The organism is Reyranella sp. (assembly GCF_017305915.1).
Lineage (GTDB): Bacteria > Pseudomonadota > Alphaproteobacteria > Reyranellales > Reyranellaceae > Reyranella.
In genome coordinates, this window is sequence record NZ_JAFKJN010000005.1 from 370,440 (window position 1) to 392,202 (window position 21,763).

Consider the following 21,763-nt stretch of genomic DNA (forward strand, 5'->3'; position numbering starts at 1 on the left):
CACTTGTTTGGTAAGCCGGCTGCCGCTAGCCTCAGGCCATGTCGTACGTCTTCGACCTCGGCCGGCCCGAGACCAACGCCAACCCGTTCCCCGAGTTCGCGCGGCTGCGCGCCGAGGACCCGGTGCACTGGTCGCCGGCGATGAAGGCCTGGATCGTCACCCGCTACGCCGATGTGAAGCAGGTCGCACTCAACAACCGGCAGATCTCGGCCGACCGGCTGACCCCGTTCTTCAAGACCAACGCTGAGTACCGGCGCGGCTCGATCGAGAGCCTGGTGCGCTACCTCAATCACTGGATGGTGTTCCGCGACCCGCCCGACCACACCCGCCTGCGCCGGCTGTTCACCAAGGCCTTCACCCCGACCTCGGTCGAGAACCTGCGGCCCAACATCGAGGGCATCGTCGCCCACCTGATCGACAGCATGGAGGCGCGGGCGCGGCGCGGCGAGCCGGTCGACTTCATCGCCGACTTCGCCTATCCGCTGCCGGCCTCGGTGATCATGGACCTGCTGGGCGTGCCGCGCGCCGATCTCGACCGGGTGAAGCTGTGGTCGGACGACATCGCGCTGTTCATCGGCACCGCCCAGGTCGCCGGCAACAAGTACCTGCGTGCCGAGGCGGGCGCGAAGGCGATGTCCGATTACTTCGGCGGCCTGATCGAGGCGCGCGCCGCGGCGCCGACCGACGACATGATCAGCCACCTGGTGCTGGCGCGCGACGACCGCGACGCACTCTCGACCGACGAGATCATCGGCACCTGCATCCTGCTGCTATTCGCCGGCCACGAGACCACGACCAACCTGATCGGCAACGGCTTCCTCTACTCGATGAAGAATCGCGAGCAGTGGCAGCGCCTGGTCGCCGATCCGGCCCTGGCCGATTTGGCGGTCGAGGAATATCTGCGCTACGACGGCCCGTCGGGCGCGCTGGCGCGCGTGGCGGCGGCCGACCTGGAGATGGGCGGCAAGGCGATCCGCGAGGGCCAGCGCGTCTTCGCCTTCATGAACTCGGCCAACCGCGACCCCGAGGCGTTCGACGATCCCGAGCGGTTCGACATCGGCCGGCCGGCCAACCCGCACGTGACCTTCGGTCACGGCATCCACTTCTGCCTCGGCGCGCCGCTGGCCCGTCTGGAATCGAAGATCGCCGCACAGCGCCTGGCCGAGCGCCTGCCCGGCATCCGGCTCAGCGGCGAGGGCGAGCCGGAGTGGCACGATTCGCTGATCCTGCGCGGCGTGAAGAGCCTGCCGGTCCTGCTATAGGGCGCGCTATAGTCGGCGGCATGAAAGCGATGATCTGCCGCCGGTGGGGCGGCCCCGAAGACTTGGCGCTCGAGGAGGTCGCGCCGCCGCCGCTCAAGGACGGCCAGGTGCGCATCCGCATCAAGGCGGCGGGCGTGAGCTTTGCGACGACGCTGGTGATCGCCGGCAAGTACCAGCGCAAGCCGCCGCTGCCGTTCGCGCCGGGCACGGAGTGCTCGGGCGTGGTCACCGAGGTCGGGCCGGGCTGCACACGCCTCAAGGTCGGCGACGAGGTCGTGGCGGTGCTCGACTGGGGCGGGCTCGCCGAGGAGACCGTCGCTCACGAGGTCAATGTCTTCCCGAAGCCGAAGACCGTGGGCTTCGTCGAGGCGATCCAGCTCGCGATCTCCTATCCGACCTCGGCGGGGTCGCTGACCTGGCCGCACGTGCTGGACGTGCAGAAGGGCCAGACCCTGCTGGTCCATGCGGCGGCAGGCGGCGTCGGCATGGCGGCGGTCGAGATCGGCAAGATCCTGGGCGCGACGGTGATCGCGACCGCGGGCGGGCCGCGCAAAGTAGCCTTCGCGAAGGAGCGCGGCGCGGACCACGTGATCGACTACCGGGCCGCCGACTTCCGCGACGAGGTGCTGAAGCTCACCGGCGGCCGCGGCGTCGATCGCGTCTACGATCCGGTCGGTGGCGAGGTGTTCACCCAGTCGCTGCGCTGCATGGCGGTCGAGGCGCGCATCTGCCCGATCGGCTTCGCCGGCGGCACGATCCCGCAGGTCCCTGCCAACATCCTGCTGGTCAAGTCGATCGCCGTGATGGGCTTCAACTACGGCTACTATGTCGGCTGGAGCCCGCACGATGCGCGCTTCGAGGAGGCCGACCGCACCTTCGCGCTGATGGAGCGCATCCGCGGCTGGTGCGAGGCGGGGCTCTGCCGGCCGCATGTCGACCGCACCTACAGGCTCGAGGAGGCGTCGCAGGCGATGCAGGCTCTGCTGGAGCGCAGCGTCACCGGCCGGGTCGCCGTTACGATTGAATGATCCTTGACATCCTCGCACAAGCGATCCGCGACAAGCGCTGCCTGACGGCGATCCACAAGCGCACGCGCCGGCATTTCGCGCCGCATGCCGTGGGCTTCACCTCGAAGAACGTCCCGGCCGCCTTCGTCTTCCAGTATCGCGGCGAGACGACCAGCAGCCTGCCGTTCAAGGGTGAATGGCGCTGCCTGCACATCGAAGATCTGAGCCACGTCGCCGAGAACGGCGACCGCTGGCGGACGCCGTCCAACTACAGCCTCAAGCGCCAGACCTGCCTGGAGCAGATCGCGCTGGCGGTGCCGGAAGGTTAGAGCGAATTCCGAGCAGATGGAATCGCTCGCGGTTCCATCTGCTCGGAATTGCGCGCACGGGGGTTGTTGTTGCAGCAGGCATATTCCGTTCGGCTGATTCCAGCCGAACGGAATATGCTCTAGCTGGTCTTCTTGCCGAGCTTGGCGTCGAACTTGCAGTAGCCGTCGAGCAGCACCTTGGACTCCGTGCCGTTGATGGTGCCTGTCACGTCCATGGTGTTGCCGCCGCCGACCACGGCCTTGGTCTTGAACACGCCGCCCTGGCCGAGAGTCGCCTCGAAATGGCGCTGGTCGCGGCCTTCCTGCTGGAACTGGCCCTTCACCGCGTTGCCCTCGACCGTGACGTTGATCGTCATCTTGTAGCGGTCGCACTTGGAGCTGCCGGCCACGTTCTGGCCCATGCCGGTCCAGGTATAGGCCGCCTGCTGGGCAAAAGCCGCGCCAGCGAACAGAGCGGTGGCGAAAACACTGGCGAGGATCGCTTGCTTGGTCACGGTACTCGTCTCCCTGATCAAAGAACTACGACTTGCGGCTGAGCTTGCCTTCGAACTTGCAATAGCCGTCGAGCAGGATGCGGCCTTCCTTGTCCGAGATCGTGCCGTTCACATCCATGGTGTTGCCCTCGCCGACATCGGCCTTGGTCTTGAAGGCGCCCTTGTCGTCGAGGGTGGCGGTGAACGCCCGCTCCGGCCGGCCCTGCTGCTTGAACAGGCCCTTCACGGCCTTGCCGTCCACGGTGACGTCGATGGTGATCTGATAAGTCGCGCACCTGGAGGTGCCGGCGACGCCGGTGCCCATGCCGGTCAGGCTGTAGACCGCGGCCTCGGCCCAGGCGGCACCGATGCCGAAAAGAGCAAGGGCCATCCCCAGCGTCAAAGTCCTCATCGCTCCCCTGCTCCCCCGTCATCAAAAGTAGTCTTGGATCGCGTCAAGCACCGCGGCCGGCTTCTCCTGTCCGACCGCATGGCCCGCCCGGCCGATCCGGACGAGCTTCGATTTGGATATCGCCTTTTTGAAGGCATCGCCATAGACCGGCGGGATCAGCACGTCCTCCCGGCCCCAGACGATCAGCGTCCTGGCCGTGACCCGGTACAGCCGCCCCGCCAGTCCCCGATCGGGGATCGGGAACAGGAGCTTGCCGGCCATGCCCAGCCGCCGGGCATTCATGACCAGGAATTGTTTCAGGAATTCGATGTCGCCCATGTCGCCGCCGCCCGCAGTCAGGATCCGGCGGCCCGCCTCGGCGTCGTGGAACAAGAGCGACGGCAGCTCGTAGGGCAGCTTGGCGAAGATGTCGGCGATCGGATGGTCGTCGAGCCACAGCCCGGCCGGCGCCAGCAGGCAGAGCTTCTCGATCTCGGTGTGGGCGATCGCCGCCATCTCAGCCGCGATCATGCCGCCCATCGAATGGCCGACCACGATGGGCTTGCTGAGCTTCAGTTTCTCCAGCACGTCGAGCGCATGCAGCGTCACGTCGAGCATGTCGCGCAAGCCCTCCTCGCCCTCCGACCGGCCGTAGCCCGGCAGCAGGGGCGCGGAGACGCGATACTTGGTGGCCAACGCCGCGATCAGCGGATCGTTCGGCATGTGGCCGCCGGCGCCGTGGAGGAACAGGAGGTCGCGGCCTTTACCGGTCTGCACCACCTCGATGCGAGTGGGCGGATTCTTGAACGTCAGCATCGTGTCATTCCGAGTCGCGCGGGGTAATCCCCGCGCTTCAGCGAGGACTCTATGGATTGCGGAAAGACCCCTCGCAAAGCCTCGGGGTGACGGCCACGGGCCGTCATTCGGCAGCGATCCGCGTCGGCACCGGCTCGTGCATGGGATGGCACCAGAAGCGGTCATCGTGATTCTTCCAGTCCGGCCACAGGTTGCGCAGATGCGGCATCACCTTCTCGGCGAACAGCCTGGTCGAATGGCGCACCTTGTCGTCGGGCATGTCGCCGATATGCAGCAGGCAGAAGACGTTGCCCACCCGCAGCGTCTTGATCAGCTCCTCCATCTGCTGGCGCACCGTCTCGGGCGAGCCGGCGACGATGTAGCGGCCCTCGGTCAGGTCCTTCCAGCTCATGCTGGGATAGTCGCGGCCGGTGCCCGGCGCGAACTGCGACAGCGCGCCGGTCTGGATGGTCTTGATGGTGCGATAGCCCGGCGCGTCGGCGAAGCCCGGATAGACGTGCAGGCAGCGATTGTAGAAGTAGCTGACATGCGGGCCGTACAGCCGCTCGGCCTCTTCATCGGTGTCGGCGACGCAGATCACCTGGGCGAAGCCCGCACGGTAGGGCGATTCGTCGGCCTTCCGCTCGGCCACCCGCTTCCAGTAGCCCTCCATCAGCAGCTTGGCGCGCAGGTAGCCCGAGTAGCTGAGGTACGAATAGGAATAGGTGTTGTCGAGGCAGAAGTCGTAGGTCTCGACCGAGCCGCCGCCCGGGATGAAGACCGGCGGCGGATTCTGGATCGGCTTGGGCCAGCAATTGACGTAGCGCAGCTTGGTGTAGCGGCCGTTGAAGGCGAACGGCTCGTCGGCCGCCCAGGCCTTGCGGATCAGCTCGTGCGCCTCGGCATACTTCTCGCGGGTCAGCGACGGTATCGTGCCGTAGGCGTAGTTGGTGTCCATCGACGTCCCGACCGGAAAGCCCGCGATCAGCCGGCCGCCCGACAGGACGTCGAGCATGGCCATCTCCTCCGCCACGCGCAGCGGCGGATTGTAGAGCGCGATCGAGTTGCCCAGCACGACCAGCGCCGCCTTCGAGGTCCGCCGCGTCAAGGTCGCCGCCATGATGTTGGGCGACGGCATCAGGCCGTAGGCATTGGCGTGATGCTCGTTCACGCCGATGCCGTCGAAGCCCACCTTCTCGGCGTACTCGAGCTGGTCGAGATACTGGTGGTAGGCGATGTGACCCAGCTCCGGCTGGTACATCCTGTTGGGCAGATCGACCCAGACCGAGCGGTGCTTCTGCCGGAAGTCGTCCGGCATGTGCGGCCAGGGCATCAGGTGAAACCAGGTGAACTTCATCGCATCCCTCCCTCGTCGTCCCGACCGGAGCGCAGCGGAGTGGAGGGACCTCTTTTCGCGGCCGACGAAAAGAGGCCCCTCGGCTTCGCTCGGTGCGACGGCAGCATCTATCGCCCCGTGAACTTGGGTTCGCGCTTCTCGAGGAAGGCCTTGATGCCCTCCTTCATGTCCTCGGTCTGCATCAGCGGCAGGAGCTGCAGGAAGACGTGATGAACATGCTCGTTGAACGGCTCGTTCCAGGCCATGCGCATCATGCGCTTGGCCGCCTGGATGGCGAGCGGCGCGTTGGCCGCGATCTCCAGCGCCAGCTCGCGGGCGGTGCCCATCACCTCGGCGTCGGGCACGACGCGGTTGACCAGCCCCAGCTCGAGCGACTGCTGCGCGTTCAGCGTGCGTCCGGTGAAGATCAGCTCGGACGCCTTGGCCCAGCCCAGCATGCGCGGCAGGTACCAGGTGCCGCCCGACTCGGGCAGCACGCCGCGCTTGGCGTAGGAGGCCGCCAGCTTGGCCGATTGCGCCATGACGCGAATGTCGGCCCCGAGCGCCAGGTCGAGACCGTAGCCCGCGGCCGAGCCGTTGAGGGCGGCAATCACCGGCTTGTCGAGCGCGTGCAGCACCGGCGGCGGCGTGTTGCGCAGATCGATGTTGGTCGGCGTGGCGCCCGAGCCGACCGAGAGATTGTCGGTGCCCTTGCTCTGCGCCTCGAGGTTCAGGCCGGCGCAGAAGGCGCGGCCGGTGCCGGTGAGGATGATCACCCGCACCTCGCGATCCTCCGCTGCCTTCACCAGCGCATCGGTGAGCTGCTTCAGCATCGGGCCGGAGATGGTGTTCATGCGCTGCGGCGCGTTCAGCGTCACGGTCGCGATCGGCCCATCGACGCGATACAGCAGCTCTTCCGGCATGACCTGCGATGCAGGCTGAGCCGCAAATTGGCTCATGTTTCCTCCCTCCGGGGTTTGCCGGTATGGTGGCGCAGGAGAACAACGTACGCCATGCAAAATCGGTTCATCGATCTCTACAGCGACACCAAGACCAAACCCTCGCCCGGCATGCGGAAAGCCATGGCCGAGGCCGACGTGGGTGACGAGCAGAAGTACGAGGACCCCACCGTCAACCGGTTGCGCGACCGGATCTGCGAGATCCTGGGTAAGGAGGACGCCGTCTTCATGCCGAGCGGCACGATGTGCAACCAGGCCGCCATCCGCGTCCATTGCCGGCTGGGCGACGAGGTGATCGCCGACAGGACCGCCCACATCATCAACGCCGAGACCGGCGGCACGGCGGCCAATTCCGGCGTCATGATCCGCATGCTCGACGGCCCCAACGGCGTGTTCACCGCCGACCAGGTGAAGGCCGCCCTGCGCGATCCCAACAGCCGCAACGCCCCGCGTTCGCGGCTGGTCTCGGTCGAGAACACCTCCAACGGCGGCTTCGGCACGGTATGGCCGTTGGCGACGCTGCAGGGTGTGTCGAAGGTCGCGCACGATGCTGGCCTCGCGGTCCACATGGACGGCGCGCGGCTGTGCAACGCCGCCGTGAAGTCCGGCACCAAAGCCCGTGACTATGCCGCCTGCACCGATTCGCTGTGGCTCGACTACACCAAGGGCCTGGGCGCGCCGGTCGGCGCGAGCCTCGCCGGCTCCAAGGATTTCATCAAGGAAGCCTGGCGCCAGAAGCAGATGCTGGGCGGCTCGATGCGCCAGTCGGGCGTGATCGCCGCGGCCGCGCTCTATGCCCTGGAGCACAACTGGGATCGCCTGGCCGAGGATCATGACAACGCCCACCATCTCGCGGCCGGCCTCGCCAACGTCAGGGGCCTCGACTGCGACGTCGCCAAGATGCAGACCAACCTGGTGTTCTTCGAGATCAAGAAGCCGGGAATGACCGGCGCGCAGTTCGTCGCCGCCTGCAACGAGCGCGGCGTCGGCATGGGCACCAGCGCCGGCAGCACCACGCGCATCCGGGCCGTGACGCATCTCGACGTCAACCGTGCCGACATCGACGCCGCGCTCAAGGTCATCAGCGACGTGATGGCGGCGTGAGCATCGGCCAGCCGCTCGAGCGGCGCGAGGACCAGCGTTTCCTCACCGGGCGCGGCCGCTACACCGAGAACACCGCACCGCGCGAGGCGCTCGCGGTGCTGTTCGTGCGCTCGCCGCACGCCCATGCGCGGATCGTCGGCATCGACAAGGCCGAGGCGCTGGCCCTGCCCGGCATCGCGGCGATCTACACCGCCGAGGACACGGCCGCCGACAGGCTCGGCCACCTGCCCTGCATCAGCGAGATCAAGGACGCCGCAGGCAACCGCCATCGCGAGCCGCCGCACCTGCCGATGCCGGTCGGCAAGGTCCGCCATGTCGGCGACATCGCCGCGATGATCGTCGCCGAAACGCTCGACCAGGCGCGCGACGCCGCCGAGATGTTGGCGATCGACTACGATCCCCTGCCCGCCGTCGTCACCGTTGCCCAGGCCTTGGCGCCCGGCGCGCCGCTGGTCCACGACGAGGCGCCCGGCAACCTGATGTGCCTGTGGCCGCGCGGCGACGAAGCCGCAACTGCTGCCGCCTTCGCCCAGGCCGCGCATGTCTCGACGCTGTCGATCCGCTCGCCGCGCCAGGTCGTGCACTACATGGAGACGCGCGCCGCATGGTCGGCCTGGGACGCGGCCGAGGACCTCGTCACCGTCACCTTCGCCTCGCAGGGCGTGCAGATCCCGCATCGGCTGATGTGCGAGAAGGTCCTCGACCTGCCGAAGGACAAGCTGCGGCTGGTGACTCAGGACGTCGGCGGCGGCTTCGGGCCGAAGTATCCGATCTCTCCCGAGTCGTCGCTGATCGCCTGGGCGACACGCAAGCTCAGGCGCGGGCTGCGCTGGAGCGCCGATCGCGCCGAGCATGCGCTGTCCGACAGTCATTCGCGCGACCTCGTCGCCTCGGCCGAGCTGGCGCTCGACGCCGACGGCAGGTTCCTCGGGCTGCGCGTGAAGGCCGAGGCGAACTTCGGCGCCTACCTGTCGATGTTCGCGCCGTCGATCCCGACCACCGGCCTCGCCAAGGTGATGTCGGGTCTCTACCGCATCCCGGCGATGCACATCCTGTTCGACTGCGCCTTCACCAACACCGTGCCGGTCGACGCCATCCGCGGGGCCGGCAAGCCCGAGGCGCTGTTCCTGCTCGAGCGGCTGATCGACATCGCCGCCCGCGAGACCGGCCGGACGGCGGCCGACCTGCGCCGGATCAATTTCCTGCACGGTAGCGACATGCCGTACAAGGCGGCCAGCGGCTACACCTACGATGCCGCCGATGCGCCGCGCCTGTTCGAGACGGCGCTGAGGGCGGCCGACGAAGCAGGCTTCGCCGCGCGCCGCGCCGCCAGCGAGGCCAGGGGCAAGCTGCGCGGCCTGGGCGTCGCCTGCCACCTGCACGGCACCGGCGGCATCGCCGACGAACATGCCGTGATCCAGGTGACGCCCGATCGGCTGATCGCGTATGCCGGCACACAGAGCCAGGGCCAGGGGCACGAGACGGTCTTCGCGCAGGTCGTCGCCGAGGGCCTCGGCGTGCCGGTCGAGCGCATCGAGGTCCGCCAGGGCGACACCCGCACCATCCCGCATGGCGGCGGCACCGGCGGCTCTTCGTCGACCATCATCAGCGGCACGACCTTGAAGCGCGCGGCCGACGTGGTGATCCAGCGCGGCCGCGAAACAGCCGCCGAGCGGCTGGAGACGGCGCCGGCCGACATCGCCTATCGCGATGGGCAGTTCGAGGTGGTCGGCACCGACCGCCGCATCGGCCTGTTCGAGCTGGCGGCGTGGAAGCCGTTCGAGGGCGATGCCACGTTCGCCGACAAGATCGAGACCTTCCCGACCGCGGTGATGGTCTGCGAGGTCGAGATCGATCGCGACACCGGCGCCGTGACGCTCGACAGGCTGACCGAGGTCGCGGACTGCGGCGTGGTGATCAACCCGCGACTGCTGGCGGGCCAGCTCCACGGCGGCATCGCCCACGGCGTCGGCAATGCGCTGATGGAGGAAGCGAAGTACGACGAGGAGACGGGACAGCTCCTGACCGCGACCCTGATGGACTATGCGCTTCCGCGTGCCGACGACCTGCCGTCGATGGCGATCGAGACCATCGTCACGCCCTCGCCCAATAACTTCATGGGCCTGAAGGGCGTCGGCGAGCTGCCGACCAACGGCGCGCCGGCAGCGGTGGCCAATGCCGTGCTCGATGCGCTGGCGCCGTTCGGCGTGCGCCATCTCGACATGCCGATCACGGCCGAGAAGGTCTGGCAAGCGCTCGCCAAGGGCCGGTAAAAGTCCACGATCGTCCACCGGAGCGGACTTCTGACTGGACTCCCAAGTCTTTGATGGATCAGCGTTTTCGCCCGAGAGTCCACGAATCCACCGACACCCCCCACCCCCTCGAAAAACACCCGCTTTCGCCGCCAAGCGGCGATAGCGGAGGACGAGGGCAACGGCGATGGGCGCAACGCGACTGATCATGCGCGCCACACTGCATCAGGGCGCGCCGAACACCTATTACGGGCAATGGACTGGCTTTTTTTCTAAGAAATTAGGGCTCGAATCGGTAGTCCATTGCCCATAATGGAATCGCCACGCGGCGGGTTATCCACAAAGTGAGCAGCCTTCCGCCCCAGTCAAAAGGGGAGGATTGCGGCGCGCGATTCAGCAAGACCAATTTCGCTCTAAGTGCGGCCGAGGCGGCGCAGCGCGGCGGCGAGGGCTTCGCGGATCTCGACGGGCTGCGCGGCGATCGCGTGCGCCAGCAGGTCGAGCTGGCCGCGCAGGGTGTGGACCTGGTCGACCAGGCCGACGATCGTCTCGACCGCCTCGTTGTCGAAGCCGATGTCGCCCTCGAGCTCGGCCAGCAGGCGCACGCGCGCCACGTCGATCTGCTCGAAGCTCCAGGCGTCACCGCTGCCGGTCGGCCGCAGCAGGCCACGCGCCACCCAGCGCTCGACATGCATCGCGGTCAGCCGGTCGTGCAGGCTGAGCAGCTCGGCGAGCGTGGTCATGTGAACGGCTCCATCGCCGCGCGCGGATCGTACGCCTTGCCTTGCTCCCACGACTGGAGGAATTCCTTGAACTTGTCGTCGGGCGCGTCGGGCAGCACGACCTTGAGCTTCACATACTGGTCGCCGCGCTGCTTGGTGCGGCGGTCGAGCAGGCCGCGGCCCTTGAGCCGCAGCGACTTGCCGGTGTTGGAGCCGGCCGGGATGTTCAGCATCACCGGGCCGCCGACCGTCGGCACCTTGACCTTGCCGCCCAACGCCGCCTCGGTGACGGTGACCGGCAGCTCGACATGGACGTCGTTGTCGCGCGGCTCGAAGAAGGGATGCGGCTGCACGCGGATCTCGACATAGGCGTCGCCCGCGGGCTGGCCCTCGCGGCCGGGCATGCCCTGCCCCTTCAGCCTGAGCGTCGTGCCGTCGGCGGTGCCCTCGGGCACGTCGATGTCGAGCGTGCGGCCGTCGGGCAGGCCGACCCGCTGCTTGCCGCCGCGCGCCGCCACCAGGAACGGCACGCTGAGCGAATAGGTCAGCGGCATGCCGCCCATGTCGAAGCCCTGCTCATCGAAGCCCGGGCGCTCGCCGCCGAAGCCGAAGCCGCGCGCCCCGCCGCTGCGCTGGCGGAACATCTCGAAGATGTCGCCCATGTCGGCGAAGGATTCGTGGCCCCCGCCGCGGCTGTACTTGAAGCCGCCCGGCCCGCCGGCCGCGTCGCGATAGAAGCCGCGCGGCGGCACGTCCTGGCCGGTCGCGTCGATCTCGCCCGCGTCGAAGCGGCGGCGCTTCTCGGCGTCGGAGAGGATTTCGTTGGCCTGGGAGATTTCCTTGAACTTCGCCTCGGCAGCCTTGTCGCCCGGATTGAGGTCCGGATGGTGCTTCTTGGCGAGCTTGCGGAAGGCCTTGCGGATCTCCTCGTCCGAGGCGGTCCGGCTCACCCCCAGGACGGTATAGGGATCGCTCATGGCCCCAAATATTGTGCGGGTTCAGGCGGTTGCAAGGCCCCGCCGGCTCACGGCATCGGCGAACAGCCGGTACTTCACCGAATCGACCGAGAGCTCGCGGCCCCAGTTCACGAGGTCGCCCCACGGGTCGTTGAGCTTGCCCAGGCCCGACACGATCGCCACCACCGTTCCGACCTCGAGCTTGTGCTGCACCGCCATCAGCCCGCCCACGCCGAGCGCGATGGCGACGGCGGCGTGATACATGAAGTTCATCGCCAGGTTCATGCTGAACTTGATCTTGTAGATGCCCATGTTCAGCTCGAACACGCGTTGGATGCCCTCCTCTTCCGGCACGCCCCTCGAGACGATGTCGCCGCCGACGTGACGCAGCGTCGTCACCCGCTCGGCCGCCCGCATGTTGATGGCGTGCTGGAGCATCGGCACGAACAGGAGTTGCGGCAGCAGGAAGCTCGCGCTCAGCAGCAGCGCCCACCATTCGAGCGAGGTCATGTAGCCGATCACGCTGACCAGGATGCCGACCTGCAGCAGCGGCTCGGAAATCGCCATGCCGACAAAGCCGCCGATCGGCTCGGCCTCGGACACGACCATGGCGGCGTGCGTACCGGTCTCGCTGTCATCGTCCGGGGTAGCCTCGCTCTTGGCTTCGCGGTTCACGTCGCGATGCGCGGGCTCGTGCAGGCCGACCTCGCGCAGCGTCCGGCGCAAGGTCCGCACCGCATCCTCGCTGACCCAGCCGCGATAGACGTTGAGCGCCAGCTTGAAGGCCTGTTCCAGCAGCGCCACGCCGCCATAGGCGATGGCCAGCCACACGATCGTCTCGGTGGCGCCGTTCTTGATGGCGTCGTTGACGATGCGGCGCTGGATCTCAAGCGGCACGGAGGTCAGCCCGAACACCCCTACCGCCAGCGCTGCGAGCCCGAGTTGGTGCTTACCCGAGGTGCGCAGCACGTAACCCATGATCGTGGTTGGAAGCGTGGCTGAGGGCATCGCAAGGAAACGCGGAAAGGTTGTCCACGTTCCCTTCTCATTGGAGCGCGCGCTTCCTGCGCGCTCATGAGCGGGCTAGAATCCCGCGGTCCCCTGAATCAGAGGGCCAGGACGGCCTTGGCGACGATATTGCGCTGAATCTCGTTGGAGCCAGCGTAGATCGTGGCCGCCCGGTTGTTGAGGTAGAGCGGCATCGCCGTCAGGCCGAGGTCGGGCACCACGGTCGGCTCGTTGCGGCCCATCGTACGGGCCTCGGGCTCGAACGGCGCCGCGTACCAGGCGAGCGCCTCGACGCCGAGATGATCGAGCGCCTGCAAGGTCTCGCTGCCGCGGATCTTCATCTGCGAGGAGACGGCGCCGGGATTGCGTCCCTTGCTGAGATCCGACAGCACCTGCAGCTCGATCATCTCCAGCGCCTGGATGGCGATCTCGGCCTCGGCCAGCCGCTCGGCAAAGCCGCGCTCCTCGATCAGCCGACCCGAGCCGTCGGCGGCTTCCTCCCTGGCGATGCGCCGCACGTCCTCGATACGGGCATAGAGGTTCGGCGTGTAGGCGTCGCCGCCGCGCTCGAACTCGAGCAGGTACTTGGCGACCGTCCAGCCGGCATTCTCCGGCCCGATGCGGTTGGCGACCGGCGTGCGCACGTTGTCGAAGAACACTTGGTTGACCTCGTGGTCGCCGGCCAGCGTCACGATCGGCTTCACGCTGAGGCCGGGCGTCTGCATCGAATCGATCAGCACGAAGGAGATGCCGTCCTGCGGCTTGCCCTCGGCCGCCGTGCGCACCAGGCAGAACATGTGATCGGCGACATGGGCGCCGGTCGTCCAGATCTTGGTGCCGTTGATCACGTAGTCGTCGCCGTCGCGCACCGCGCGCGTCTTGAGGCTGGCGAGGTCGGAGCCCGAGCCCGGCTCGGAGTAGCCCTGGCAGAAGGTGATGTCGCCGGCGACGATCTTCGGCAGGTACTTGGCCTTCTGCTCGGGCGTGCCGAACTTCATGATCACCGGCCCGACCATGCGCAGGCCCATCGAGAAGATGCGCGGCGCGTCCACCGCCGTGCATTCGCGCGCGAAGATGTAGCGCTGTGTGGCGTTCCAGCCAGTGCCGCCATATTCCTGGGGCCAGCTCGGCGCCGACCAGCCGCGCCTGGCCAGCACCTTGTGCCACCGCAGACCGGCTGCAAAGTCGGCGAACACGCCGCCGGTCTTGGCGCCGGCTTCGCGCAGATCCTCGCTCAGGTTGTCGTCGAGGAAGCGGCGCACCTCGTCCTGGAAGGCTTGATCCTCCGCACTGAGGCTGAGATCCATCGGCGTTTCTCTCCTTCTTTCGGCCCAGGCTAGAGCGGTTTGCAGCCAGATGGAACCGCTTGCGGTTCCATCTGGCTCCAAACGCGCGCACTGGCGATGTTGATCACACGGGCGCATCCCATCCGGCGAGCCGGACGGCATGCGCTCTAGCAGCGCCATTGCGGGGGCGGTATGCTTTTTGCGTCGCCGCCCAGGGCTCAACGAGATCGACCAGGAGGCGTGCATGCGTACTCTCGTTTGGCTGTTCACCCTGATCCTGCTCGCCCTGCCGGCGGCGGCGCAGGACAAGAAGGACGTCGACCTCGCGCTGGCGCTGGGCATCGACATCTCCGGCAGCATCGATCCCGACGAAGCCAAGCTGCAGCGCGAGGGCTATGTCGCCGCCTTCAGCGATCCGGTGATCGTCAAGGCGATCCTGGGCGGACCGAACGGCCGCATCGCCGTCGCCTACTACGAATGGTCCGACAGCTGGATGCAGAAGCTGCTGATCGACTGGACTTTGCTCGACAGCGAGGCGGCGATCGCAGCCTTCGCCCGCCGCCTCAGCGACATGCCGATCTCGATCGCGCGGCGCACCTCGATCAGCGGCGCGATCCGCTACGCGATCCCGCTGTTCGGCCGCAGCCCCTACGAGCCGCAGCGCAAGGTGCTCGACATCTCGGGCGACGGCTCGAACAACGACGGCGGCATGGTCACCGAGATACGCTACGAGGCGCTGAAGGAGAAGATCATCATCAACGGCCTGCCGATCATGAACGACCGGCCCAACCCGTTCGGCTTCCCCAACGAAGCCGACCTCGACCGCTACTATCTGCATTGCGTGACCGGCGGCCCGCGCTCCTTCGTCGAGGTCGCGCGCAGCTTCGAGGACTTCCCGAGAGCGGTGCGGAAGAAGCTGCTGCAGGAAGTGGCCGACTTGGGTTCTCACTGGGGCCCGCGGCCCGATACCGATATCGGCCTCGGACCCTTGCCGGACGGCACGCAGCTGGCACAGACCGGCCGGCCGTCGCGCGTGCGCGAGGACGAGGACTACACCAAGTTCGTGCGGCCCGAGTACGAGCTGGGCTGCGACGTCGGCGAGCGGCGCAGCCGCGAGTTCTGGCAGCGCCGCTTCGGCGTCACGCCCGACTGAGTCCACGCCCGCCTGACCTCACACTGACTGCGGCCGCAACTTAACGGCCGTGCAACATCCCCTTCCTACAGTCGGTCGGGCGACGAAGCGTGGCTTCGCCGCTCACCCCATGGAGGGCATGCATGTCCAAGGACAAGATCGTCGAGCATCATCACGCCGCCGCGGAGCACCACGAGCACGCCGCCCGGCATCATCGTGAGGCCGCCAGGCATCACGAGTCCGACGCCCACGAGAAGGCCGCGCATCACGCCCATTCGGCGCACGGCCATTCCGCGCACGCCACGCATCACGCGAGCGAGGCGAGCAAGCATCACGCCGAGCATCACGGCAAACACTAGGCGTCGTATCGGCGCAATCGGGGTTCGCGGGCGGCCACGAAGATCGTGGGGCGATCGCGCCTGCGAACCCGGAGGCAAGCAGGTACAGGGGGATAACGATGGAATCGTTTTTCGGCGGCCCGGTCGGCATCGGCACGGTGATCCTGCTGTTCGCCGCGCTGGCGCTGGCGTTGAGCTTCGAGTTCGTCAACGGCTTCCACGACACCGCCAACGCGGTGGCGACGGTGATCTACACCCACACGCTGACGCCGACCCAGGCGGTGGTCTGGTCGGGCCTGTGGAACTTCCTCGGCGTGCTCACCTCGACCGGCGCGGTCGCCTTCGGCATCGTGGCGCTGCTGCCGGTCGAATTGATCCTGAACGTCGGATCGGGCGCCGGATTCGCGATGGTGTTCGCGCTGCTCCTGTCGGCGATCATCTGGAACGTCGGCACCTGGTATCTCGGCCTGCCGGCCTCGTCCTCGCACACGCTGATCGGCTCGATCGTCGGCGTCGGCCTGATGAACTCGCTGATCTCGAGCGGCCAGCAGTTCGGCGAAGGCGTCAACTGGGGCAAGGTGCAGGACACGGCGATGGCGCTGCTGATCTCGCCGGTGGTCGGCTTCGTCGCGGCCGGCCTGCTGCTGCTCGCCGCGAAGGTCGTCATCCGCAATCCCGCGCTCTACCGGGCGCCCGAGGGCAAGACGCCGCCGCCCTTGTGGATCCGCGGCATCCTGGTGCTGACCTGCACCGGCGTCAGCTTCGCGCACGGCTCGAACGACGGCCAGAAGGGCATGGGCCTGATCATGCTGATCCTGATCGGCATCGTGCCGGCGACCTACGCCCTCAATCTCGATGCCGCGGCCAGCAAGCTGCAGTCGATCGTCGCCGCCTCGCAGGCCGCGGCGCCGGTGTTCGGCAAGGGACCGGATGCGTCCGACAGGCTCGCCAACGACGTCGCCGATGCCGAGCTGTCGCGCTTCCTGACCAGCGGCAAGCCGACCGACCAGACCATGACCTCGCTCGCGGTCAAGAACGGCGCCGTGGCGCTGGCGCTCGGCACGGTGAAGTCGGTCAGCGAGTTCACGCCCGAGCAGCGCTCGCGGGTGCGGCGCGACGTCTACCTGGTCGAGGAAGGCATCGCCAAGCTCAACAAGGCGGGCACGATCAAGGACGCCAAGGACAAGGCCGCGCTTGCGAAGCTGCGCAGCGAGCTGCAGGGCCTGACCGACTTCATCCTGCTGTGGGTCAAGATCGCGGTCGCGGTGGCGCTCGGCCTCGGCACGACCGTCGGCTGGAAGCGCATCGTCGTCACCGTCGGCGAGAAGATCGGCAAGTCGCACCTCACCTACGCGCAGGGCGCCTCGGCCGAGCTGGTCGCCATGACCACGATCGGCGTGGCCGACGGGTTCGGCCTGCCGGTCAGCACCACCCACATCCTGTCGTCGGGCATCGCCGGCACCATGGCGGCCAACCGCTCGGGCCTGCAGAAGGAGACGCTACGCAACATCCTGCTGGCCTGGGTGCTCACCCTGCCGGCTTGCGTGATCCTGGGTTCGGCGCTGTTCGCGGCCGGCCTGTTCCTCGTGCTGCGGATCCTCTGATTGTGTCCGCGAGCACGGGCAAGGCCTGAAGGCGTTCGGCGGCGAAGCCCAGGAACGCCTCGATCTTCGGGGGCCGGTTGGTCCGGCCCTTGGTCAGCAGATGAACCGGGAGGACCGGCGGCTCGAAGGCGCGCAGCAGACGGACGAGCCGGCCGGCCATCAGCGCATCGGCCACCTGGTACGACAGGAACTGGCCGATGCCGCGGCCATCGAGCACCGCCTGCAGGCGGGTCTCGACATCGTCGACCCTGAGCCGCCCGGCGACCCGGACGGCCGCGCGCCGCGCCCTTGCGAAGGTCCAGGACTGCGCCGTGCGGAAGGTGCCGAGCACCGCCTCGTGGCTGCTGAGCGCCGCCGGCGTCTGCGGCGTGCCGCGGGCCTCGAGATAGGCGGGGCTCGCGACCCATAGCCGCCGCACCGCGCCGACCGGCCGCGCGGTCAGGCCCGAATCGGCGAGCGGGCCGATGCGCACGGCGATGTCGATCGCCTGGTCGATCAGGTCGACGTTGCGGTCGCTCAGCAGCAGCTCGACCTCGAGGTCGGCATGGGCGTCGAGGAAGGCTGTCGCGATCGGCGCGACGTGGCGGCGACCGAACTGGACGGGTGCTGCGATCCGCAGCAGCCCGCGCACCGGCGCCTCGCGGACGCCCAGCGTCGCCGCCTCGTAGTCGCCCAGCAGCCCGCGCGCCTTGTCGTAGAGCAGGCGGCCGGCCTCGGTCGGCGCCAGCCGCCGCGTCGTGCGGTCGACCAGGCGCACGCCCAGCCGGCCCTCGAGCGCCGCCAGCGCGCGAGTCACCGCCGGCGGCGAGCGGCGCAGGCGGGCGGCGGCGCGGGCCAGGCTGCCGTCCTCCACGATGCGCACGAAGATCGCGAGCTCGTCCAGGCGGTCCATGGATTATTCCATTCTCTGGAAGACTGAGTTCGGATCATGTCTGTTCCGGTGCCGCCGGACAATCCGCATATTGGTTGTCTACACGGAGGGTCCCATGCTGACCGGAAGCTGCCTGTGCGGGGCGGTCGCCTATGAAGCCGACGCAGCCCTGTCGCGCATCGTCCATTGCCATTGCCGGACCTGCCGCAAGACCCACGGCGCCGCCTTCTCCTCGGTCACCGCGGTGCCGCGCGAGGCGTTCCGCTGGACGCGCGGAGCTGAGCTGCTGGGCGCCTTCGAATCCTCGCCCGGCAAGTTCCGCCGCTTCTGTACGCGCTGCGGCTCGCACCTGATGGCCGAGCGGGTGGCGCAGCCGGTGGTGCTGCTGCGCCTGGGCTGCCTCGACACCGCGGTCACCGACCGGCCGCAGGTCCATATCTGGCGCTCCGACGGCGCCTCCTGGTACGACCCGAAGGCGGCGTTCCCCGAGCTGCCGGAGGGACTGGCATGAGCACGCCGGACGGCTTCCTCTCCTTCCACGAGGATGAGCTGAGGGCCCAGACGCTTGCCGGCGAGCGCGCCGGGCGGGCGGCGATCCGGCCGTTCATGCCGCCGCAGCATCGGGAGTTCTTCCCGCTGCTGCCCTATCTGTTCACGGCGACTCTCGACGAAGCGGGCGCGCCGCTCGCCTCGATGCTGTGGGGGCCGGCGGGCTTCGTGCATTCGCCCGATCCCGTGACCCTGCGCCTCGATGCCCTGCCCGGCTCGGGCGATCCGGCGGCGGGCGGCTTCGCGGCCGGCCAACCGATCGGCCTGCTCGGCCTCGATCTCTCGACCCGCCGCCGCAACCGCGCCAACGGCCGCAACGCCGCGCGCGACGGGACGGGCCTCAGCGTCGCTGTCGAGCAAAGCTTCGGCAACTGCGCGCAGTACATCCAGACGCGGTTCGCGACGCCGCACGCGCGGCCGGCGCGAGCGACCGAAACGCTGTCCGCGCTCGATGCGCCGGCGCGCCGGCTGATCGAGACGGCCGACACCTTCTTCGTCGCCAGCCGCTCGCGCACCGGCATCGGCGACGGCGGCCTCGACATGTCGCATCGCGGCGGCCGGCCGGGCTTCGCCGCGGCCGAGGGCGACACGCTGGTCGTGCCCGATTTCCGCGGCAACCGCTTCTTCAACACGCTGGGCAACCTGCTGGGCGATCCGCGCGCCGGCCTGCTGTTCGTCGACTTCGCGACCGGCGACCTGCTGCAACTGCAAGGCACCGTCACGATCGACTGGTCGGGCGAGCCTCGGCGCTGGCGCGTCGCGGTCGAGCGTGGCTGGCGCCGGCCGGCCGCCCTGCCCTTCGACTGGAGGTTCGGCGACTTCGCGCCGACCACGCTCGCGACTCCGGTCGGCTAGCCGAGCCGCGTCACCATCGCCTGCAGCGCCAGCAGGTAGGAATCGACGCCGAAGCCCGCGATCGTGCCGACCGCGGCCTCGGCGGTGATCGAGCCGTAGCCGCGCTTCTCGATGTTGGTCATGTGGATCTCGATCGCCGGCGCCCGGATCGACTTCAGGCAGTCGCGCAGCGCGTGCCCGGCATGCAGGAAGCCCGCCGGGTTGAACAGCACGCCGTCGACGCCGGCACGGTCGGCCTGGTAGATCGCCGACACCGCCTCGCCCTCGGTGTTGGTGTAGAGGATGTCGAGGCCGACGCCGAGCTCGCGGGCGCGGCGGCGCAGCATGGCATCGAGTTCCTTGGCCGTGGTGGTCCCGTACAGTTCGGGCTGGCGCCGGCCGAGATATTCCATGTTCGCGCCCTGGATGAGCAGGAGTTTCATGATTGTCGATTTCGCGGCGCGGGCTTACCTCAGGGCGACAAGCCCGACCATAAAACAACTTTCGTTTGAACTGAACCGGCGCGCTGCGCGCAAACGCCGGTAGCGCACCCGGCTGCCGTCACATTATCGTCAGATGGCGGAGCGGGAGCCGCCCTGGGGAAAAGCGCGTGGCCGTCAACCTGTTGCAAGTCGTCGAGGCGGGCCTGCTCGGCCTGTTCACCACCAGCTCGGTAATGCTGGGCGCAGCGATGGGCCTCCATCTCAACTTCTCGCGCCGGTTCCTGGCCTGCATCCTGGCCTTCGCGGCGGGCTCGCTGATTGCCGCCCTGGCGATCGAGCTCGGCTTCGAGGGTGCGCACGCCCTCACCGCGCACGGCAACGACGTCCACCTCGCCTGGATCAAGGTTGCCGGCGGCTTCGCGATCGGCGCGGTGGTCTATTACGTCTGCGCGCTGTTCCTGGAGCAGAAGGGCGCGGCGCTGCGCTACCCCTCGCGCTTCATGGAGTACGCGCTCAATCGCAAGCGCGCGGAGGTCGGCGAGAAGCTCGGCCTGCTGTCGCAATGCAGCCTGCTGCGCCATCTGCCGGCGGAGCAGATCGAGCCGCTGCTCGACCGCGTGCAGGAGCGCAACATCGCCGCGGGCGAGGTCGTGTTCCGCGAGGGCGACCGGGGCGATGCGCTCTACATCGTCGCCCGCGGCACCGTCGAGGTGGTGCACGACAAGGCCGGCCAGACGCTGGCCGAGCTCGGCAACGGCCAGGCGTTCGGCGAGATGGCGCTGCTGAGCGGCGGCACCCGCACCGCGACGGTACGCGCCAAGATCGACAGCCACCTGCTGGTGATAGACAAGGCCGACTTCGACAGGCTGCTGGCCGAGGATCCGTTCCTCAGCGAGCAGGTGCGCAAGATGAGCCACGTGCGCGCGATCTCGAACCTGCGCACGTCCAAGGTCGATCCCGGCGTGTGGGCCAAGCATGCCGCCGAGAGCCTCGAGCATCTCAGCCGCAGCGAGGAGCACAAGCTGCTGCAGGAGACCAAGGCCGGCAAGGGCGTCGGCCTGGCCATCGTGTTCGGCAACATCCTCGACACCATCCCGGGCTGCCTGGTGATCGGCGCCAAATTCTCGGGGCTGGAAAGCCTGTCGCTGACCCTGATCCTCGGCATGTTCCTGGGCGGCATCCCCGAGGCGGCGGCGAGCGCCGCGATGCTGCGCCGCGCGGGCTTCGCGAACCGCTCGATCTTCCTGATCTGGTCGACCGTGCTGGTGGCCGGCATCGTTGCGTCAGTGGTGGGCAAGGTATTCATCAGCAACTCGGAGTCCGAGGCCGCGGTGATGGCCCAGGCAATCGCCGGCGGCGCCATCCTGGCGCTGGTCACACACGCCATGATCCCCGAGGCCCTGCACAAGGGCGGCTCGACGGTGGTGCTGCCGGCGGTCGGCGGCTTCCTGTTCGCGCTCTACCTCGCCCTGCTCGAGCTGGCGCCGCTCTAGTCTGGAGGCAGCAAAAAGGGCGGCCGAGGCCGCCCTTTCCGTCGGGCCGATCGATCGGCCCTTGCTTACTGCACCACGATCTCGACGCGGCGGTTCTGCGGCTCGCGCACGCCGTCGGCCGTCGGGACCAGCGGCTGGCTCTCGCCCTTGCCGACCACCGAGATGGCCGTCGCCGGCACGCCGTTCTGGACCAGCGCGTCCTTGACCGCGTTGGCGCGGCGCAGCGACAGCGCCATGTTGTAGTTCTCCGGACCCGAGCGGTCGGCATGGCCGGTCGCCACGACGCGGGCGCTGCCCTTCGTCTTGAAGGCGTTGGCCGCCTGCTGGATCGTGGCCATGGCCTGCTGCGACAGGTTCGAGCGGTCCCAATCGAAGAACACCATGAAGGAGTTCGTCTGGGCGGCCGGCGGGGCCGGCGGCGGCGGTGCGACCGTCGGCGCGCCGAACTTCACCTGCAAGCTCAGCATCGCGCTGATGTTGTTGTTGCTGTAGCTGTTGCCCACGAAAGTCGGGCTGGTGGTGCCGTAGTAGCGCGCGTCCAAATTGACGCGGAACATCGGGTCGATGTTGTAGCCGACGCCGAGGATCGCCTGGTAGGCGAACTGCGTGGTGTCGGTCG

At 68.3% G+C, this 21,763-nt stretch carries 23 protein-coding genes; 11 read left to right on the forward strand and 12 right to left on the reverse strand.

Annotated elements, in window-relative coordinates:
• Window positions 1-38: 38 nt before the first annotated feature.
• The 3 genes from J0J01_RS01880 to J0J01_RS01890 are packed head-to-tail and all read left to right on the forward strand — an operon-like array spanning window position 39 to window position 2,598.
• Complete coding sequence (locus tag J0J01_RS01880; protein ID WP_296378437.1) at window positions 39-1,262, forward strand: cytochrome P450; 1,224 nt, start codon at window positions 39-41, stop codon at window positions 1,260-1,262.
• A gap of 20 nt (window positions 1,263-1,282) precedes the next feature.
• A complete protein-coding gene (locus J0J01_RS01885; protein ID WP_296378438.1) occupies window positions 1,283-2,290 on the forward strand; it encodes an NADPH:quinone oxidoreductase family protein in 1,008 nt (335 codons plus the stop codon).
• Window positions 2,287-2,598: a hypothetical protein gene (locus J0J01_RS01890; RefSeq protein WP_296378439.1), complete on the forward strand. Its 312-nt coding sequence runs from the start codon at window positions 2,287-2,289 to the stop codon at window positions 2,596-2,598. Before J0J01_RS01885 ends, J0J01_RS01890 begins: the two co-directional genes overlap by 4 nt.
• A gap of 119 nt (window positions 2,599-2,717) precedes the next feature.
• On the opposite strand, the gene J0J01_RS01895 is transcribed toward J0J01_RS01890, so the two are convergent.
• The 5 genes from J0J01_RS01895 to J0J01_RS01915 form a co-directional block, all read right to left on the reverse strand.
• Complete coding sequence (locus J0J01_RS01895; RefSeq protein WP_296378440.1) at window positions 2,718-3,092, reverse strand: hypothetical protein; 375 nt, start codon at window positions 3,090-3,092, stop codon at window positions 2,718-2,720.
• A gap of 25 nt (window positions 3,093-3,117) precedes the next feature.
• Entirely contained in the window at window positions 3,118-3,462 is a 345-nt protein-coding gene (locus J0J01_RS01900; protein WP_296378441.1) for a hypothetical protein, read from the reverse strand.
• A 42-nt stretch (window positions 3,463-3,504) separates the two neighbouring features.
• Window positions 3,505-4,278: an alpha/beta hydrolase gene (locus J0J01_RS01905; protein ID WP_296378442.1), complete on the reverse strand. Its 774-nt coding sequence runs from the start codon at window positions 4,276-4,278 to the stop codon at window positions 3,505-3,507.
• Window positions 4,279-4,381: 103 nt separating this feature from the next.
• Window positions 4,382-5,614 (reverse strand): LLM class flavin-dependent oxidoreductase, encoded by a 1,233-nt coding sequence (locus tag J0J01_RS01910; protein WP_296378443.1) that lies wholly within the window; start codon window positions 5,612-5,614, stop codon window positions 4,382-4,384.
• A 107-nt stretch (window positions 5,615-5,721) separates the two neighbouring features.
• Window positions 5,722-6,552, reverse strand: a complete 831-nt coding sequence (locus J0J01_RS01915) for an enoyl-CoA hydratase-related protein (protein WP_296378444.1) — start codon at window positions 6,550-6,552, stop codon at window positions 5,722-5,724.
• A 54-nt stretch (window positions 6,553-6,606) separates the two neighbouring features.
• Between J0J01_RS01915 and J0J01_RS01920 the strand changes: the two genes are divergently transcribed.
• Window positions 6,607-7,656, forward strand: coding sequence for a threonine aldolase family protein (locus J0J01_RS01920; protein WP_296378446.1), 1,050 nt, complete (start codon window positions 6,607-6,609; stop codon window positions 7,654-7,656).
• On the forward strand, window positions 7,653-9,929 hold the full coding sequence (locus J0J01_RS01925) for a xanthine dehydrogenase family protein molybdopterin-binding subunit (RefSeq protein ID WP_296378447.1): 2,277 nt from the start codon (window positions 7,653-7,655) through the stop codon (window positions 9,927-9,929). The genes J0J01_RS01920 and J0J01_RS01925 overlap by 4 nt, the downstream gene beginning before the upstream one ends.
• Window positions 9,930-10,321: 392 nt before the next feature.
• Here the strand turns inward: J0J01_RS01925 and J0J01_RS01930 are convergent, their stop codons facing one another.
• The 4 genes from J0J01_RS01930 to J0J01_RS01945 all read right to left on the reverse strand — a co-directional run bounded on the left by J0J01_RS01930 (window position 10,322) and on the right by J0J01_RS01945 (window position 13,901).
• On the reverse strand, window positions 10,322-10,651 hold the full coding sequence (locus J0J01_RS01930; RefSeq protein WP_296378448.1) for a chaperone modulator CbpM: 330 nt from the start codon (window positions 10,649-10,651) through the stop codon (window positions 10,322-10,324).
• Window positions 10,648-11,607 (reverse strand): J domain-containing protein, encoded by a 960-nt coding sequence (locus J0J01_RS01935; RefSeq protein WP_296378449.1) that lies wholly within the window; start codon window positions 11,605-11,607, stop codon window positions 10,648-10,650. The genes J0J01_RS01930 and J0J01_RS01935 overlap by 4 nt, the downstream gene beginning before the upstream one ends.
• 21 nt (window positions 11,608-11,628) lie before the next feature.
• On the reverse strand, window positions 11,629-12,564 hold the full coding sequence (locus tag J0J01_RS01940; RefSeq protein WP_296378450.1) for an ABC transporter ATP-binding protein: 936 nt from the start codon (window positions 12,562-12,564) through the stop codon (window positions 11,629-11,631).
• A 128-nt stretch (window positions 12,565-12,692) separates the two neighbouring features.
• Window positions 12,693-13,901 carry an acyl-CoA dehydrogenase family protein gene (locus J0J01_RS01945; RefSeq protein WP_296378451.1) on the reverse strand — a complete coding sequence of 403 codons (1,209 nt, stop codon included), beginning with the start codon at window positions 13,899-13,901 and terminating at the stop codon, window positions 12,693-12,695.
• Window positions 13,902-14,124: 223 nt separating this feature from the next.
• Here J0J01_RS01945 and J0J01_RS01950 point away from each other — a divergent pair, with 223 nt between their 5' ends.
• The 3 genes from J0J01_RS01950 (at window position 14,125) to J0J01_RS01960 (ending at window position 16,954) form a co-directional block, all read left to right on the forward strand.
• A complete protein-coding gene (locus J0J01_RS01950) occupies window positions 14,125-15,033 on the forward strand; it encodes a DUF1194 domain-containing protein (RefSeq protein ID WP_296378452.1) in 909 nt (302 codons plus the stop codon).
• Between the two features lie 122 nt (window positions 15,034-15,155).
• The gene (locus tag J0J01_RS01955; RefSeq protein ID WP_296378453.1) at window positions 15,156-15,371 is read left to right on the forward strand and encodes a hypothetical protein; all 216 of its coding nucleotides are present in this window, start codon (window positions 15,156-15,158) and stop codon (window positions 15,369-15,371) included.
• A 98-nt stretch (window positions 15,372-15,469) separates the two neighbouring features.
• Window positions 15,470-16,954, forward strand: a complete 1,485-nt coding sequence (locus J0J01_RS01960) for an inorganic phosphate transporter (RefSeq protein WP_296378454.1) — start codon at window positions 15,470-15,472, stop codon at window positions 16,952-16,954.
• On the opposite strand, the gene J0J01_RS01965 is transcribed toward J0J01_RS01960, so the two are convergent.
• Window positions 16,878-17,846: a LysR substrate-binding domain-containing protein gene (locus J0J01_RS01965; protein ID WP_296378455.1), complete on the reverse strand. Its 969-nt coding sequence runs from the start codon at window positions 17,844-17,846 to the stop codon at window positions 16,878-16,880. The two genes, J0J01_RS01960 and J0J01_RS01965, sit on opposite strands and share 77 nt — an antisense overlap.
• Before the next feature lie 94 nt (window positions 17,847-17,940).
• On the opposite strand from J0J01_RS01965, the gene J0J01_RS01970 reads away from it, so the two are divergent.
• On the forward strand, window positions 17,941-18,336 hold the full coding sequence (locus J0J01_RS01970) for a GFA family protein (RefSeq protein WP_296378456.1): 396 nt from the start codon (window positions 17,941-17,943) through the stop codon (window positions 18,334-18,336).
• Window positions 18,333-19,229: a pyridoxamine 5'-phosphate oxidase family protein gene (locus tag J0J01_RS01975; RefSeq protein WP_296378457.1), complete on the forward strand. Its 897-nt coding sequence runs from the start codon at window positions 18,333-18,335 to the stop codon at window positions 19,227-19,229. Before J0J01_RS01970 ends, J0J01_RS01975 begins: the two co-directional genes overlap by 4 nt.
• Here the strand turns inward: J0J01_RS01975 and J0J01_RS01980 are convergent.
• A complete protein-coding gene (locus tag J0J01_RS01980) occupies window positions 19,226-19,651 on the reverse strand; it encodes a type II 3-dehydroquinate dehydratase (protein ID WP_296378458.1) in 426 nt (141 codons plus the stop codon). The two genes, J0J01_RS01975 and J0J01_RS01980, sit on opposite strands and share 4 nt — an antisense overlap.
• 167 nt (window positions 19,652-19,818) lie before the next feature.
• Here J0J01_RS01980 and J0J01_RS01985 point away from each other — a divergent pair, with 167 nt between their 5' ends.
• Window positions 19,819-21,144, forward strand: a complete 1,326-nt coding sequence (locus J0J01_RS01985) for a cyclic nucleotide-binding domain-containing protein (protein WP_296378459.1) — start codon at window positions 19,819-19,821, stop codon at window positions 21,142-21,144.
• Window positions 21,145-21,209: 65 nt separating this feature from the next.
• Here the strand turns inward: J0J01_RS01985 and J0J01_RS01990 are convergent.
• Window positions 21,210-21,763 (reverse strand): OmpA family protein (locus J0J01_RS01990; RefSeq protein ID WP_296378460.1); only part of this gene is annotated, 554 nt, incomplete at its 5' end.

Excerpts from the sequence above, each read along its gene's own strand:
- J0J01_RS01915 (WP_296378444.1), bottom strand. The coding sequence starts at position 6,552 with ATGAGCCAATTTGCGGCTCAGCCTGCATCGCAGGTCATGCCGGAAGAG.
- J0J01_RS01900 (WP_296378441.1), bottom strand. The coding sequence starts at position 3,462 with ATGGCCCTTGCTCTTTTCGGCATCGGTGCCGCCTGGGCCGAGGCCGCG.
- J0J01_RS01935 (WP_296378449.1), bottom strand. The coding sequence starts at position 11,607 with ATGAGCGATCCCTATACCGTCCTGGGGGTGAGCCGGACCGCCTCGGAC.
- J0J01_RS01880 (WP_296378437.1), top strand. The coding sequence starts at position 39 with ATGTCGTACGTCTTCGACCTCGGCCGGCCCGAGACCAACGCCAACCCG.
- J0J01_RS01960 (WP_296378454.1), top strand. The coding sequence starts at position 15,470 with ATGGAATCGTTTTTCGGCGGCCCGGTCGGCATCGGCACGGTGATCCTG.
- J0J01_RS01965 (WP_296378455.1), bottom strand. The coding sequence starts at position 17,846 with ATGGACCGCCTGGACGAGCTCGCGATCTTCGTGCGCATCGTGGAGGAC.
- J0J01_RS01945 (WP_296378451.1), bottom strand. The coding sequence starts at position 13,901 with ATGGATCTCAGCCTCAGTGCGGAGGATCAAGCCTTCCAGGACGAGGTG.
- J0J01_RS01970 (WP_296378456.1), top strand. The coding sequence starts at position 17,941 with ATGCTGACCGGAAGCTGCCTGTGCGGGGCGGTCGCCTATGAAGCCGAC.
- J0J01_RS01950 (WP_296378452.1), top strand. The coding sequence starts at position 14,125 with ATGCGTACTCTCGTTTGGCTGTTCACCCTGATCCTGCTCGCCCTGCCG.
- J0J01_RS01910 (WP_296378443.1), bottom strand. The coding sequence starts at position 5,614 with ATGAAGTTCACCTGGTTTCACCTGATGCCCTGGCCGCACATGCCGGAC.
- J0J01_RS01975 (WP_296378457.1), top strand. The coding sequence starts at position 18,333 with ATGAGCACGCCGGACGGCTTCCTCTCCTTCCACGAGGATGAGCTGAGG.
- J0J01_RS01940 (WP_296378450.1), bottom strand. The coding sequence starts at position 12,564 with ATGGGTTACGTGCTGCGCACCTCGGGTAAGCACCAACTCGGGCTCGCA.
- J0J01_RS01905 (WP_296378442.1), bottom strand. The coding sequence starts at position 4,278 with ATGCTGACGTTCAAGAATCCGCCCACTCGCATCGAGGTGGTGCAGACC.
- J0J01_RS01885 (WP_296378438.1), top strand. The coding sequence starts at position 1,283 with ATGAAAGCGATGATCTGCCGCCGGTGGGGCGGCCCCGAAGACTTGGCG.
- J0J01_RS01955 (WP_296378453.1), top strand. The coding sequence starts at position 15,156 with ATGTCCAAGGACAAGATCGTCGAGCATCATCACGCCGCCGCGGAGCAC.
- J0J01_RS01920 (WP_296378446.1), top strand. The coding sequence starts at position 6,607 with ATGCAAAATCGGTTCATCGATCTCTACAGCGACACCAAGACCAAACCC.
- J0J01_RS01890 (WP_296378439.1), top strand. The coding sequence starts at position 2,287 with ATGATCCTTGACATCCTCGCACAAGCGATCCGCGACAAGCGCTGCCTG.
- J0J01_RS01930 (WP_296378448.1), bottom strand. The coding sequence starts at position 10,651 with ATGACCACGCTCGCCGAGCTGCTCAGCCTGCACGACCGGCTGACCGCG.
- J0J01_RS01980 (WP_296378458.1), bottom strand. The coding sequence starts at position 19,651 with ATGAAACTCCTGCTCATCCAGGGCGCGAACATGGAATATCTCGGCCGG.